At 72.2% G+C, this 12772-nt stretch carries 17 protein-coding genes and 1 pseudogene; 12 read left to right on the top strand and 6 right to left on the bottom strand.

What is annotated here, in order from left to right; genetic code table 11:
* Positions 1-43: 43 nt before the first annotated feature.
* Positions 44-907, top strand: coding sequence for a Cof-type HAD-IIB family hydrolase (locus HS045_RS27730; protein WP_196454405.1), 864 nt, complete (start codon positions 44-46; stop codon positions 905-907).
* Between the two features lie 142 nt (positions 908-1049).
* On the opposite strand, the gene HS045_RS27725 is transcribed toward HS045_RS27730, so the two are convergent.
* Positions 1050-1430 (bottom strand): helix-turn-helix domain-containing protein, encoded by a 381-nt coding sequence (locus HS045_RS27725; protein WP_196454404.1) that lies wholly within the window; start codon positions 1428-1430, stop codon positions 1050-1052.
* 127 nt (positions 1431-1557) lie between these two features.
* On the opposite strand from HS045_RS27725, the gene HS045_RS27720 reads away from it, so the two are divergent.
* Positions 1558-1962 carry a RidA family protein gene (locus HS045_RS27720; protein ID WP_196454403.1) on the top strand — a complete coding sequence of 135 codons (405 nt, stop codon included), beginning with the start codon at positions 1558-1560 and terminating at the stop codon, positions 1960-1962.
* Here the strand turns inward: HS045_RS27720 and HS045_RS27715 are convergent.
* A complete protein-coding gene (locus HS045_RS27715) occupies positions 1952-2605 on the bottom strand; it encodes a hypothetical protein (RefSeq protein ID WP_196454402.1) in 654 nt (217 codons plus the stop codon). The two genes, HS045_RS27720 and HS045_RS27715, sit on opposite strands and share 11 nt — an antisense overlap.
* The gene (locus HS045_RS27710; protein WP_196454401.1) at positions 2602-2826 is read right to left on the bottom strand and encodes a hypothetical protein; all 225 of its coding nucleotides are present in this window, start codon (positions 2824-2826) and stop codon (positions 2602-2604) included. Before HS045_RS27710 ends, HS045_RS27715 begins: the two co-directional genes overlap by 4 nt.
* Before the next feature lie 688 nt (positions 2827-3514).
* Here HS045_RS27710 and HS045_RS27705 point away from each other — a divergent pair.
* The 8 genes from HS045_RS27705 (at position 3515) to HS045_RS27675 (ending at position 7584) form a co-directional block, all read left to right on the top strand.
* Positions 3515-4066: a DUF4396 domain-containing protein gene (locus HS045_RS27705; RefSeq protein WP_196454400.1), complete on the top strand. Its 552-nt coding sequence runs from the start codon at positions 3515-3517 to the stop codon at positions 4064-4066.
* Between the two features lie 33 nt (positions 4067-4099).
* The gene (locus HS045_RS27700; protein ID WP_196454399.1) at positions 4100-4741 is read left to right on the top strand and encodes a TetR/AcrR family transcriptional regulator; all 642 of its coding nucleotides are present in this window, start codon (positions 4100-4102) and stop codon (positions 4739-4741) included.
* Between the two features lie 105 nt (positions 4742-4846).
* The gene (locus HS045_RS27695; protein ID WP_196454398.1) at positions 4847-5350 is read left to right on the top strand and encodes an MBL fold metallo-hydrolase; all 504 of its coding nucleotides are present in this window, start codon (positions 4847-4849) and stop codon (positions 5348-5350) included.
* A 27-nt stretch (positions 5351-5377) separates the two neighbouring features.
* Positions 5378-5806 carry a MarR family winged helix-turn-helix transcriptional regulator gene (locus HS045_RS27690; protein ID WP_196454397.1) on the top strand — a complete coding sequence of 143 codons (429 nt, stop codon included), beginning with the start codon at positions 5378-5380 and terminating at the stop codon, positions 5804-5806.
* Positions 5796-6311 (top strand): hypothetical protein, encoded by a 516-nt coding sequence (locus tag HS045_RS27685; protein ID WP_196454396.1) that lies wholly within the window; start codon positions 5796-5798, stop codon positions 6309-6311. The genes HS045_RS27690 and HS045_RS27685 overlap by 11 nt, the downstream gene beginning before the upstream one ends.
* A 198-nt stretch (positions 6312-6509) precedes the next feature.
* Entirely contained in the window at positions 6510-6638 is a 129-nt protein-coding gene (locus HS045_RS35620) for a hypothetical protein (RefSeq protein WP_255531936.1), read from the top strand.
* A gap of 22 nt (positions 6639-6660) precedes the next feature.
* Positions 6661-7095, top strand: a complete 435-nt coding sequence (locus tag HS045_RS27680; protein WP_196454395.1) for a GNAT family N-acetyltransferase — start codon at positions 6661-6663, stop codon at positions 7093-7095.
* A 162-nt stretch (positions 7096-7257) separates the two neighbouring features.
* Positions 7258-7584, top strand: coding sequence for an NAD(P)H-binding protein (locus tag HS045_RS27675; protein ID WP_196454394.1), 327 nt, complete (start codon positions 7258-7260; stop codon positions 7582-7584).
* Positions 7585-7830: 246 nt separating this feature from the next.
* On the opposite strand, the gene HS045_RS27670 is transcribed toward HS045_RS27675, so the two are convergent.
* Entirely contained in the window at positions 7831-9534 is a 1704-nt protein-coding gene (locus HS045_RS27670) for an AMP-binding protein (RefSeq protein WP_196454393.1), read from the bottom strand.
* 212 nt (positions 9535-9746) lie between these two features.
* Here HS045_RS27670 and HS045_RS27665 point away from each other — a divergent pair, with 212 nt between their 5' ends.
* Entirely contained in the window at positions 9747-10646 is a 900-nt protein-coding gene (locus HS045_RS27665) for an SDR family oxidoreductase (RefSeq protein ID WP_307827754.1), read from the top strand.
* 18 nt (positions 10647-10664) lie between these two features.
* On the opposite strand, the pseudogene HS045_RS27660 reads toward HS045_RS27665, so the two are convergent.
* Positions 10665-10955: pseudogene (locus HS045_RS27660) on the bottom strand (methyltransferase domain-containing protein); the annotation flags it as partial.
* Positions 10956-11092: 137 nt separating this feature from the next.
* On the opposite strand from HS045_RS27660, the gene HS045_RS27655 reads away from it, so the two are divergent.
* Entirely contained in the window at positions 11093-11479 is a 387-nt protein-coding gene (locus HS045_RS27655; RefSeq protein ID WP_230884848.1) for a TipAS antibiotic-recognition domain-containing protein, read from the top strand.
* A gap of 48 nt (positions 11480-11527) precedes the next feature.
* Here HS045_RS27655 and HS045_RS27650 read toward each other — a convergent pair whose 3' ends face one another.
* A complete protein-coding gene (locus HS045_RS27650; protein ID WP_196454391.1) occupies positions 11528-12766 on the bottom strand; it encodes a GNAT family N-acetyltransferase in 1239 nt (412 codons plus the stop codon).
* Between the last annotated feature and the right edge of the window lie 6 nt (positions 12767-12772).

The following is a 12772-nucleotide window of genomic DNA, read 5'->3' as shown; positions in this document are numbered from 1 at the left end:
CGGTAGCATGCGAAGACTGTCCCCATCCCGAGGAACGCCCCTGATGCACCACGGCACCGCGCCCGCCCGGCCCCTGACCGACGACCAGCCGGGCCTGCCCGCCGACATACGGCTGATCGTCACCGACATGGACGGCACGCTCCTGGACGGCGACGGGCGGATCCCCGCGGACCTGTGGCCCCTGCTGGAGCGGCTGCGCGGCCGTGGCGTGCTGTTCTGCCCCGCCAGCGGCCGGCAGTACGCCTCGCTGGCCGTGCAGTTCAAGGACGCCCTCGACGGGACGGTCTTCATCGCCGAGAACGGCGCCTTCGTGGTCCGGGACGGCCAGGAGATCAGCTCCGACCTGCTGGAGCCGCCGTTCGTCCGCGACGTCGTGGCGTCCGCGCGCGACCTGGCGGCCGGCGGCGTGGACATCGGCGCGGTCGTCTGCGGCAAGCGCACCGCCTACGTGGAGCGCACCGACCCGGCCTTCCTGGCCGAGGCCGTCAAGTACTACGCCCTCCTGACCCCGGTGGACGACCTGGCCGCCGTCGACGACGACATCATCAAGATCGCCCTGTTCGACTTCGGCGGGGCCGAGCACAGCACGGCCCCGGCGTTGAAGCCGTTCGACGAGACCCACCAGGTGGTGGTCTCCGGCGCGCACTGGGTGGACGTCATGCACACCGACACCGGCAAGGGCGCGGCCGTGCGGCGGCTCCAGCAGGAGCTGGGCATCACGCCCGCCCAGACCATGGTCTTCGGCGACTACCTCAACGACCTGGGGATGCTCGACGCCGCCGAGTGGTCCTTCGCGGTGGCCAACGCCCACCCCGAGGTGATCGGGCGGGCCCGCTACCTGACCGCCTCCAACGACGAGCACGGCGTCCTGCACGCCATCGGCCGGGTCACGGGCCTGGCCCCGTGACGCGCTCCCCGGCCTGAGCCCGTCGTTCGACCTCCGGGAGCGCGTCCAGCCGTGAGCGGCTTCGGTCGTTCGTCGCCCCTCCCCGGGTCAGTGCGGGGAGCGCGGCGCCGGTCACCGGAGCGGGACGGATCGAAGCGCACCCTCAGGCGTCGAAGCGCCGGCGGGCGGTCTCGATGTGGCCGAGATGCCGCTGGGTCCAGCCGCAGATGAGATCGACCGTCGCGCGCAGGGCCCGGCCCGGCTCGGTGAGGGTGTACTCGACCCGCGGCGGCACGGTGGGATGCACCTTCCGCTCGGCCAGGCCGTTGCGCTCCAGCATGCGCAGGTTCTGGGTGAGCATCTTGTGGCTGATGCCCTCGACCTCGTCGCGCAGCTCGCTGAAGCGCAGGGTGCGCTCCCCGAGGGCCTCGATGATGAGCAACGCCCACTTGTTGGCGACATCCGAGAAGATCTCCCGCGCGAGGGAGTCCGCGCGCCTCAGGTCCGCTTCGTCGGTCATGCCCGCGAACTGCTTGGTCACCATGAGGTTCCCCAGTCTCTGAAAAGTGCGTTCTTCCACGTCGGCGAACACTCTCCTATGGTTCCTGGGTAACCGCAAGAGAGGACGGGCGCCCTCCGGCGCCTCGATCGCATAAGGATCAGGAGATCTCGTGGCCGTTTCGCTCATCAACCCCGACAAGCACATCCAGGTCCCGCTGTACCACCACGTCGCGGTGGCGAGCGGGAGCAGGCAGGTCCACATCGCGGGGCAGGTCGCCTGGGACGAGAGCGGCGAGCTCGTGGCACCGGGCGACCTCGCCGGGCAGGTCGCCCAGGTCTACCGCAACGTCGCCAAGGCGCTGGACGCCGCCGGAGCGACGTTCCACGACGTCGTCCGCTTCACGTGGTACGCCGCGGGCTGGAGGAGAGAGATGTACGACGCCTTCAACGCGGGCGTCGAGCAGGCGGCCCGCGAGTTCGACATCGCCACGCCGCCGGCCGCGCTGATCGGGGTGGAGGTGCTGTTCGAGCCCGGCATCCTCATCGAGGCGGAGGTCACCGCGGTCATCGATTGAAGCGGTCGCACCGGATGCGAGTAGGCCCGGTGTCCCTGCGGCCGTCCACGGTGCCGGGCGGCGGGGGGAGGTCGCCTCCGAGGAGGCGTCGTGCGATGAGCAGGGCCTCATCCGCGGGGGTGGCGTCCACGGTGGAGCAGGGGGCTTCGGAGGCCGGGGTGGGGACGAAGGCCTCGATGGCGTCCATGTGCTCGGGCTGCAGTCCTCTGCCGGGTGACGGCGCGATCAGCAGGGCCCGGCCGCCTGCGGTCAGCTCGTCATGGACCGGCCCGCCGGCGGGCACTTCGACGTCGTCGGTCCAGATGAGCCGCCGCCCTTGTGCCAGGACGTCGCGGGCTGCGGTGAGCTTGGCCGTCGCGGCGGCGGTGGCGGACAGGTGCTCGGACCAGGCGCGCGCCAGGCGGGGCAGGCCGAACAGTCGTTCCATCTGGTCGGCGTCGGCGCACCAGGTGCTGCACCAGCGGATCTCGACGCCGCCGGCCCGGTGCAGCGCGCGGATGCGGTCGAGCAGGGCCGGCGCCCACCGTATGCGATAGGCGTCGCCGCCGGAATAGGCGGTGCCGCTGCGCGGGGGGCCGCCCCAGCCGGGTCGGGAGGCGTTGATCACGCCGTCGACGTCGAGTAACCACACCGGCCGGTTCATCGGCCGGCCTGCCCGGCGGGCGCGCGACGAGGGGGTGCGATGCTCATGTGCCGTCCTTCGCGGGCTGCGGGCGCGGGCTGCGGGGTGAGGTAGCGGTGCAGGGAGGTCGTGGGGATGCCGGTCGCCGAGCCGGTCCAGGGTGCGCACCACGATATCCCGGCCGCCCGCCGCTGCACCGGGAGGTGGACCGCGGCCCGCAGGACGGGCAGGAAATCAGCCACGCTCCGCAGGCGGTGGTGATGACGGAGGTAGAGGTCGACGCCAGGGCGGAAGCCGCGGCGGGCGTCCGCACCCGTCGGCGTCCGCACCCGCAGGGAGGGGACACCGGGTCGTCCCGATCGGCCGGCGCGCCTGCGACTTCCGCGGTAGCCGTATACCGCGGAAGTCGCAGGCCGCCTTTCAACCGGACGCAGGACGTGCCCCGTCGGGCCGGTCCGGCGCAATCGTCCGGCGGCACCGATCACGAACGCCGGCACCGTTTCCTCCTGCGGTTCCGCTGTGCTCCGCAGGCCGCGCTTCCTGTGCCCGGGCCCTGGGGAGAGGCGCCCGGATGCAGGAAGCGCCCAGGGGAGGCGTGGGGCGCGAAGCGTCCGCCACGCCGCCGAACGGCCGCTCCCGTCGGCCCTCCACGAGAGAAGGCGACCTGGGCGGGGCTGAGTGATCCGCTGCGGCGGCACCGGCCCGGCAGTGCGCTGCTTGTGAACCTGGCGGCGCGATGATCACCGGCCATTGTCGACCCATCGCCGACCCTCCATAGCAGGTTCCCTGTTCGCCGGGATCCCGCCCCGGTCCGGCCATCGGCGGGCGGCGGATCCGCCGGTGGCGCCCCTCGGGGAAGATCGGCTTGCAGCATACCCCCATGGGGTATAATTTGAAGCGTGTCAGTCCTGATCGACGAAGGAGCTCACCGTGTCGGAACCGACGCACCACTCAGGGCACGAGACGCACCACGGTCATGGGCCGCCGGAGGGACACCACGGACACGGGGGACACGACCACCGCGCCCACGCGGGCCATGCTCAGAAGACCACCTGGAAAACGGCCGCCTCGGCCACCCTGCACTGCCTGACCGGCTGCGCGATCGGCGAGGTCCTCGGCCTGGTGATCGGCACCGCCCTGGGTTGGTCCACCGCGCCCACCATCATCCTGGCCGTCGCCCTGGCCTTCTTCTTCGGTTACCTGCTCACCCTGATCCCGCTGCGCCGGGCCGGCGTGAACCGGGGCACCGCGATCAAGCTGGCGCTGGCCGCCGACACCGTCTCGATCATCGTCATGGAGATCGTCGACAACGGCGTCATGCTGGTGATCCCCGGCGCCATGGACGCCGGCCTGACCACCGGCCTGTTCTGGGGCGCCCTCGCCTTCGCCTTCCTGGTGGCCTTCCTCGTCACCACTCCGGTCAACAAGTGGATCATCGGCCGCGGCAAGGGGCACGCCGTCGTCCACGCCTACCACCACTGATCCCCCGACCGGCCGACGACGAGACGGAGACCCATGGACGGACTCGACCGCCGGGTGCGCCGCACCCGGCGAGCCGTACAAGACGCCCTGGTCGACGCGATCGCGGACAAGGGCTACGACGCCGTCACCGTCACCGACCTGATCGAGCGAGCCGACATCGGCCGCTCGACCTTCTACTCCCACTTCACCGGCAAGCAGGACGTCCTGTTCCACACCATCGACGAACTCGTCGACCAGTTGGGATCCGCTCGGCCGGCCACGCCGGAGGAGATGTTCGCGTTCAGTCTGCCCTTGCTGGAGCACGTCGACGAGCAGCGGCACCTGGTCCGCGCCTTGCTGGGGCCGCGCGGAGGAGCGGCCGTGCACGCCCGTATCCGGTACGGCCTGTCATCGATCATCCGTACCGAACTGCTGGCCGCCCTGCCGTCGGACACCCCTGCTCCCGCTGACCTGGACCTGGCCGTCACCTGCGCCGCCGGCGCGTTCATGGCCCTGCTCACCCGCTGGGTGGAGGACGGCACGGCCGAGACTCCCGCACGGATGGACGCCGTCTTCCGTACGGTGCTGACGAAAGGCGTCGCGGCGGCATTGGCAGGGGCCCGCGAGGGGGGTGGCAGCCCTCGGCACAGCGGATCCCGGTTCCCGAACAGACAGCCGCCAGGTGTGCGCTTGTGAACGGTCGGGACCTGTTCGGCGATTGCCGTCACCCCTGACCACCGGTAACTCCTACCGGGACGCCTCAGTTCAGCCGAGGAACCCCCACCGGATCAGGAGCAGCCCATGTCGTTGTACGTCCCGCCCCAGCCTGCGCCCGTCACCGTCGGGCGGCGCACCGTCGTCCCGCTGATCGACGCGGCCGGTCACGTCCTGCCGCCCGAGCGGCTGTTCCCCCACCTGCCGGCGGCGGACCTCGAACGACTGCTCGCGATGGACGGCATGCGCGAGCCGATGGTCGTCGCCGGCTTCGCCATCCTGGGCGCCGGAACCACGATCCTGGTCGACACCTGCCTCGGCGGTGGCAAGCAGGGGAAAAGAGGCCCCTTCCCCGGCTTCACCTCCCGATGGACGACCACCCTCGCCGAGGCCGGCATCGAGCCCGCCACCGTGGACACCGTGGTCAACACCCACCTGCACCATGACCATGCCGGCTGGAACACCACCGACGACCTGAAACCGGCCTTCCCCCGTGCGCGCTTGCGGGATCACTCTGGTGATCACATCTCGGGCTCCCGCCATGATGAGGATCACGTCCAGTTGTCCGGGTCGGCCATCTGGTTGCGATAAACAACTATCTAGTTGTACGGTCGAACCATGGCGGATGATCGCGAACTCCAGGAGGCCGTGGCCCGCTTCGTCCGAGCCTTCGGCCTCCACCAGCCCGACCGGACCCCCTGCGGGCAGCCCGTCCCGACCTCGGAGGCCCACGCGCTGGGCGAACCGGCCAGGGACGGCTCATTACGCCAGAGCGAGCCGGCGCACCGGCTCCGGCTGGAGAAGAGCACCACCAGCCGCCTGGTCACGCAGCCCATCAACCGCGGCCGGGCCGAGCGCACCCCCGCACCCGACGACGGGCGCGGCGTGCCGGTCCGGCTCACCCCGCACGGGGTGCAGGCCGCAGGTCGGCCGGCCGAGGCCAGGACCAAGCGGTTCTCCGCCGTTTTAGACCGTGTCCCCCAGGGCGAACGCGCCGACGTGCTGCGCGCCCCGACCATCCTCACGGAGGCCATCGATGAAACGTGAGAATCGACGCACCCAGACGCTCATCACGGTGCTCGCGCTCATCGTCGTCGCCACGACGGCGTACATACTCATCGACCGGGGTGAGCAGCAGGCGCAGGCCGCCCGGCAGGCCGAGATCGCGGCCAGGAGCCGGCAGGTGATGCCGTTCGACCTGGAGCGCACCACGCACCGCTTCGCCAAGTCCGCCGATGGCGGCGTGCAGACCGTCACCTCCGACCATCCGGCCGACGCCGAGCAGGTCGCCCTGATCCGCGAGCACCTGGCCGAGGAGGCGGCGGGCTTCAGCAAGGGCGACTACGGCGACCCCGCCTCCATCCACGGCGACGACATGCCGGGCCTGCGCGAGCTTGAACAAGGCCACGACCGCATCGCCATCGATTACGCCGAACTGCCCGCCGGCGCCCAGATCACCTACACCACCACCGAGGCGTCCCTGATCACAGCGCTGCACGCGTGGTTCGACGCCCAGGTCACCGACCACGGCCAGCACGCCGAACACGGCTGAGCCCGCCGCCCGAACGCTTTCCGCCGGATCCGTCTATCCCATCTATACCTGGCAGGGGTACCGTTTCTTCTGCTCATCTAGATACCTAACCCCCGTACCGTGTTGGCTTACTCGGCGGATCCCCCGGCTGTCAGACCACCCCAACCGTCACTGGGGAGGCATAACGCCTCCCCAGCCCGACGACCGAGAGGACGACTCGTGACGACCGCGGACACCGGCTCCGGCCCGCGCGCCGGCGTGAAACAGCGGCTCGGCCTGGGCGTACTGGTCCTGCCCCCGCTCTTGCTGTTCATGATGAAGCGCACATCGCCCCAACCCGCCCTCTGAACCCTCATCTGGAAGGACCACCGTGATTGTGATCCGACGCGCCACGCCCGATGACGCCTCCACCGTGCACGACCTCATCCACGGGTTGGCCGAGCACCAAGACCAGATCTGGGGCGTCACGGTAAGCGTCGACGACCTGAAGCGGATGCTCACCCGCCCGGAGATCACCTACCTGATCGCCGAGCGGGACGGGCGGGCCGTCGGCTACGTCTCCTGGCTGCAGCGCATCAGCTTCTGGTCCGGCCAGGATTACCTCCACTTGGACGACCTGTACGTGACCGGCGCCGAACGCGGCAACGGCGTGGGAGAACGGCTGATGCGCGCCGCCGCCGAAGCCGCCGACGGCAAGGTGATCCGCTGGGAGGTGGCCGAGGTCAACATGTCCGCGCAACGCTTCTACGAGCGCATCGGCGCCGCCCTCGTCTCCAAGAAGATCGGCCGCTGGCAGCCGAAGTAGCCCGAACTCCGCCGCACGCGTCACGCCCGCGATAGGGAGGCTCGTAGCAAGGACCGTGCTCCCGTGCCTCAACCCGCGCCAGGGCCCGGCCGGCGGCGCCCAGCTCGTCGGCGACAAGATCGGGCCCGGCTTCGCCGACGCGTGACAGAGAGGCCGGAAACGATGGCGGTCTCAAGGGATCAGCGGCCGGAGTCGCTGCGGGCCGCCCTGCGGGGCGTCGAGCGGATGTACCTGTTCCCCGTTTCGCACGCGATCTCCGATGTCGTCGCGACAGCGAAGCGGGCCGGCGTCCGGCGGGTGGTGGTCTTGTCCGGAGCGGAGGCCGACAACGACGCGTTCGGGAGCGGCTACCAGGTCGTCGAACGGGCTGTGGAGAAGTCCGGACTTGAGTGGACGCACCTGCGGCCGGGTGAGTTCGCGGGTAACCGGCTGGACTGGGCGGAGAGGGTGCGTACCGAGCGGGTGGTGCGCCTGCGACTTCCGCGGTAGCCGTATACCGCGGAAGTCGCAGGCCGCCTTTCAACCGGACGCAGGACGCGCCCCGTCGGGCCGGTCCGGCACAATCGTCCGGCGGCACCGATCACGAACGCCGGCACCGTTTCCTCCTGCGGTTCCGCTGTGCTCCGCAGGCCGCGCTTCCTGTGCCCGGGCCCTGGGGAGAGGCGCCCGGGCACAGGAAGCGCTCAGGGGAGGCGTAGGGCGCGAACGCCACGTGGCGGATCACCGGCGGCTCGGTCACGCCGAGGCGGCCGGCGGCGGCCCGTTGCGCCGAGGCGTCGGGTCGTCGAGGAGCGCGTCCTTCTGCACCTTGCCCGCCGCGTTGCGCGGGAGGCCGTCGACGACGCGCACCTCCCGGGGCGCCTTGAAGTTCGCCAGCGCCGCCCGGCAGTGCGCGACGAGCTCCTCCGGGGAGACGGCGGCGCCGGGCCGGAGCACCACGTAGGCGCGGCCGACCTCGCCCAGCCGCGCGTCGGGGACGCCCACCACGGCCGCTTCGGCGACCGCCCCGTGCCGGGCGAGGACCTGCTCGACCTCGGCCGGATAGACGTTGAACCCGCCGACCGTGAACATGTCCTTCGACCGGCCGGTGACCGTCAGGTTGCCGCGCGCGTCGAGGCGGCCCCGGTCGCCGGTCACCAGCCAGCCGTCCCGGACCGCCTCCGCGGTCGCCCCGGGGTCGTCGAGGTAGCCGAGCATCACGTTGTGCCCCCGGACGAGGATCTCGCCGTCCTCCCCCGCCGGGACCGGCCGGCCCCCGCCGTCGGCCACCTTCACCTCCACGCCCTCGATGGGGCGGCCGGAGGTGCCGGCCACGGTCGCGTCGTCGTCGCCGAGGGAGCAGGAGGTGACCGTGCCGCACGACTCGGTGAGCCCGTACGCCGTGACGACCTGCGGGAAGAGCTCGGCCCGCAGGCGCGCGACCAGCGCGACCGGGACCGTCGCGGCGCCGGTCACCGCGAGCCGGAGCGAGGACAGGTCGTACCGGGAGCGCTCCGGCGCGTCCAGCATCGTCGTGTAGACCGTCGGCGGTCCGGGCAGGACGGTGATCCGCTCGGCCTCGACCAGCCGCATCGTCTCGCCGGGCTCGAACACCGGTTGGAGCACCATCGTCGCCCCTCGCAGCAGGCAGGCCAGCACGCCCGCCTTGTAGCCGAAGCAGTGGAAGAAGGGATTGACGATGAGGTACCGGTCCCCCGCGGACAACCCGGTCCGGCCGCACCACGCCTCGTAGGTCCGGACGTTCTGGCCGTGGGTGCACATGACCCCCTTGGGCCTGCCCGTCGTGCCGGAGGTGAAGAGCGCGTCCGCGACGTCCCCGGGGGCCACCGACGCCATCCGGGCCGCCGCGTCCTCCTCCGGGACGGAGGCCCCCGCGGCCAGGAACGCCTCCCAGCTCGCGGTCCCGGGCCGGTCCTCGCGGTCGAACGCGACCACGGCGGCGAGATCCGGCAGCTCCGGAATCGGCCGACCGCCCCCGGCTCCGTTCCCGCCCCCGGCTCCGCCTCCGTCCCATGCCCCGTTCCCGCCCGCGGCGTCGGGGCGCGCGCGTCCCTTCCCGGCCTCCGCGCCGAGCATGGCCAGGTAGTCGTTGCCGAGGAAGCCGTCCTCGACGAAGAGCGCCCGCGCCCGGCTCCGGGCCAGCACCCACCGCGCCTCCTCGCCCTTGTAGCGGGTGTTGACCGGGACCAGGACCGCCCCGGCGCCCACCGCGCCCAGCGCGGTCACGATCCACTCCAGGCTGTTCGGCGCCCAGACGGCGATCCGGTCCCCCCGCCCGACGCCGGACGCGGCGAAGGCCCGGACCGCTCCGCGGACCCGGTCGCGCAGCTCCCGGTACGTCACCCGGACCGGTCCGTCCACCACGGCCTCGGTCTCCGGGAAGTCGCGCGCGGCGCGGTCCAGGACGCGCGGGATGGTCAGTGCGCCGTTCTCGTTCATGGGCCTCCCCCTCCTTCCGCGGAAGTCCGCCGGAGTCCGTCCGCCTCCGCCCGGATCCGCCGGAGAGCGGTTCGTGGGGCCCATGGTGCCGCCCGGCCCCCGGACGTGCGGGCGGCCGTCCCGGTGACCGGTACGCGCCGCCCGGTCCCCCGGCGCGCGGCCGTACCCTCCCCGGGACCGGAAGGGCCGCTCTCGGGAGGGACGCGACGGGCATGGCGACGAACACGGCGATGAACACTGCGGCGGGCACTGCGGCGGGCACTGCGGCGGGCACTGCGGCGGGCACTGCGGCGGGCACTGTGGCGGGCACTGTGGCGGGCACTGTGGCGGGCACTGCGGGCACGGCGATGGACTTCACCGGCCGGGCGGTGCTGGTCACCGGCGGGACCAGGGGCATCGGGTCCGCGATCGCGGAGGCGTTCCTCGCGGCCGGGGCCGAGGTGGTCGTCTGCGGGCGCACCGAGCCGGCGGCCCCGCCCGGCGCGGGCGGCCGGACCGCCCGTTTCCTCGCCGCCGACGTCCGGGACGCCGCGGCGGCCGCGGAGCTGGTGGAGCGTACGGCGGACCTGCTCGGCCGGCTCGACGTGCTCGTCAACAACGCCGGGGGCTCGCCGTCGGCGGACGCGGCGACGGTCTCGCCGCGCTTCGTCGCCAGGGTCGTGGACCTGAACCTGCTCGCCCCGTTCCACGTGGCGCAGCCGGCCAACCGGATCATGCAGGGTCAGGAGAACGGGGGTGCGATCGTCAACATCGGCAGCGTCGCCGCCCACGACCCGCAGCCGGGCATCGCCGCCTACTCCGCCGCCAAGGCGGGACTGCTGGCGCTCACCCGGGCGCTGGCGCTCGAATGGTCGCCGAAGGTCCGGGTCAACCACATCACCACCGGTCTCGTCCGCACCGAGGCCGCGGCGCAGGCGTACGGCGAGGACGGCGGCGCCGCGGTCGCGGAGGTGATCCCGATGGGCCGGATGGCGGCACCCGGCGACGTGGCGGGCGCCTGCCTCTACCTGGCGAGCGGCCTGTCGTCCTACGTCACCGGCGCGGACATCGCGGTGCACGGCGGCGGCGAGTTCCCCGCCCGCTACGTCGTGACCCGCCCCCGGGCGACCTGAACGACCCCGGGGCGGAGCTCAGATGCGGCGCGCGAGGGTGACGATCTCACGGCTGCCGCCGGTGACGGGGCCCGCCGCCCGGATCGCGGTGAGGGAGGCGCGCCGTTCGTCGTCGCCCACCAGGCACTGGAACGCGTGGCTGACCATCGTCGCCAGGTCGAACTCCCGGTCCCAGGACGCCTCGGCGGCCGTGCCCCGCACCCACTCGATGTCGGTGCGCCGCCGGGCCCGCGCGAGCGCCGCCGGGTCCGGGTCCAGCCCGACGAGCCGTCCGCGTGCTTTGAGCGACGCAGCGCCGGGGGCCGCCCACCGTCCCCTCCCGCGCTGGTAAACCGTTTGTCAACCTGGTTTCGGCATGCCATGGTTCGTCATGGCCCGGTGGCCGATCATCGTTGGCGATCCGGCAGCCACTCCAGGAATTCTTTCGCCGGAAAGGCGTGAATAAATTGACAGGCATCAAGGACATGGACGAACAGTATGCGGATCTCTGCCGGAGATCCCTGGCCGAGGAGCAGGAGCGGAGCCTGTCGGCCACCGGCGGCTGGGCCCATGTCGACAAGGATCAAGTCCACAAGGACTGGCATGATCTCTATAGTGAGCTGGCGAGCCGCCTAGAGGGGGCGCAACCGGCGGATGACCGCATCCAGTCGTTCATCGAGAGGCACTTCGCGATAGCCTCCCGCTTCTACGTCCCGACCAGGAATGCCTATATCGGCATGGCGCTCCTCTATTCGGAGGACTCCGCCATGAAGGAATTCCACAATTCCTACCATCCCGAGATGGTCGATTTCCTGGGAGATGCCATGTACGCGTACGCCCAGAAGAGGATCTGAGTCTCTCAGGACTCGGAGAAGTCGGGCTCCAGGTCGACGGACCGCCGGCTAGTACGGCAGGTAGTAGCTGAGCACGTCCGCGGTGAGCGGGGGGAAGAGCACCTGGAACAGCTCCTTCTCCCCGGTGTAGACGTCGGGGCGGATCCGGCTCAGCCCTTCGATGCCCCGCGGGCCGAACAGCAGGGCGGGCAGGTGGTCGGGCGCCACCCCGGCGCCCCCCACGGCTCCGGGCCCCTGCATCGCACCGCCGGTGACGACCTCGCCGAGGCCGTCGGCGCGGACCGGGATCCGGTGGTGGGCGCCGAAGGTGGAGATGACGATGTCGCGGCCGGGGCGCTCCGCCCCTGCCGCGGTGAGGCGCTGCCAGAGCAGCGGCCGCAGCCGGTCGAGCAGCGCCGCGGCGTCCGGGATGCGGACGTAGTACTGCTCCGCCTGCTCACGCGGTTCGCAGGTGAGGAACTCCCGCCAGGCGGCGGCGGTCACGGTGCCGGCCCGGTGGACGGCTCGCACCCGGCCCCCGGGCGCCAGGGCGGTGACGCCGCGGAGCAGCTCCCGTGCCGCCGCCTCGTCCAGCGCGGCGCCCTCGGCCAGGACGACCTCGTCGCCGGGGGGCGTGGTGCGCCCGGTGGCGACGACGGCGCCTGCGCGTTCGACCACCCAGGTGCTGCTCGCCTCATGGGCCAGCAGCCACCGCCAGCAGGCCGCCGAATGCGGCAGCGCCACGTCGAACCGCTGCTGCGCCGCCTCCTGCAGGGCCGTCATGGCGGGGACGTCGGCGGGGCGGGCGGCGCGGAGCGCGGACGCCTCCCCGCCGGGCGGCGGGGTGTGCACGGTCATGGCCGGCGGTATGTCGATGGCGTACTCGTAGCCGAACAGCCGGTAGAAGTACGGGATCCCGATCATGATCTGAACGACGTGGCCGCGGGCGGCGGAGCGGTCGTGGGCCCATCGCATGAGCGCCCGGACCAGTCCGCGTCCTTCGTATCCGCGGTCGGTGGCGACCAGTTCGACCTGGCCCGCGGGCAGGCGGACGCCGCCGATGCGCAGCTCCTCGTCGAGGAGCGTCGCGGTGGAGACGACCCGGTCGCCGTCGACGACCACGGCGCAGGACGGCCAGCCGGCGTCGGGGTCCGTCACGACCAGGCGGTGGTCGAGGGCGTCGACGGGTTCGCCCCGTTCGGCGAGGAGCGCGCCGATCTGCTCGCGGTCCGCCGGGCGCGCCTCCCGCAGGGTGAGGCCGCCGGCCAGCGCGACGGGCCGGAAGGGGGGAGGGGAGGAGGCGGTCACAGCGGG

Origin of the sequence: Planomonospora sp. ID82291, from assembly GCF_015711645.1 — a bacterium.
In the GTDB taxonomy this organism is placed as follows: domain Bacteria; phylum Actinomycetota; class Actinomycetes; order Streptosporangiales; family Streptosporangiaceae; genus Planomonospora.
This window is presented reverse-complemented; position numbering and strand designations above follow the sequence as displayed.

What these genes read in the sequence shown, in the direction of transcription:
- HS045_RS27730 (WP_196454405.1), top strand. Translation starts at nt 44, where the DNA reads ATGCACCACGGCACCGCGCCCGCCCGGCCCCTGACCGACGACCAGCCG.
- HS045_RS27725 (WP_196454404.1), bottom strand. Translation starts at nt 1,430, where the DNA reads ATGGTGACCAAGCAGTTCGCGGGCATGACCGACGAAGCGGACCTGAGG.
- HS045_RS27715 (WP_196454402.1), bottom strand. Translation starts at nt 2,605, where the DNA reads ATGAACCGGCCGGTGTGGTTACTCGACGTCGACGGCGTGATCAACGCC.
- HS045_RS27700 (WP_196454399.1), top strand. Translation starts at nt 4,100, where the DNA reads ATGGACGGACTCGACCGCCGGGTGCGCCGCACCCGGCGAGCCGTACAA.
- HS045_RS27695 (WP_196454398.1), top strand. Translation starts at nt 4,847, where the DNA reads ATGTCGTTGTACGTCCCGCCCCAGCCTGCGCCCGTCACCGTCGGGCGG.
- HS045_RS27690 (WP_196454397.1), top strand. Translation starts at nt 5,378, where the DNA reads ATGGCGGATGATCGCGAACTCCAGGAGGCCGTGGCCCGCTTCGTCCGA.
- HS045_RS27685 (WP_196454396.1), top strand. Translation starts at nt 5,796, where the DNA reads ATGAAACGTGAGAATCGACGCACCCAGACGCTCATCACGGTGCTCGCG.
- HS045_RS27675 (WP_196454394.1), top strand. Translation starts at nt 7,258, where the DNA reads ATGGCGGTCTCAAGGGATCAGCGGCCGGAGTCGCTGCGGGCCGCCCTG.
- HS045_RS27670 (WP_196454393.1), bottom strand. Translation starts at nt 9,534, where the DNA reads ATGAACGAGAACGGCGCACTGACCATCCCGCGCGTCCTGGACCGCGCC.
- HS045_RS27665 (WP_307827754.1), top strand. Translation starts at nt 9,747, where the DNA reads ATGGCGACGAACACGGCGATGAACACTGCGGCGGGCACTGCGGCGGGC.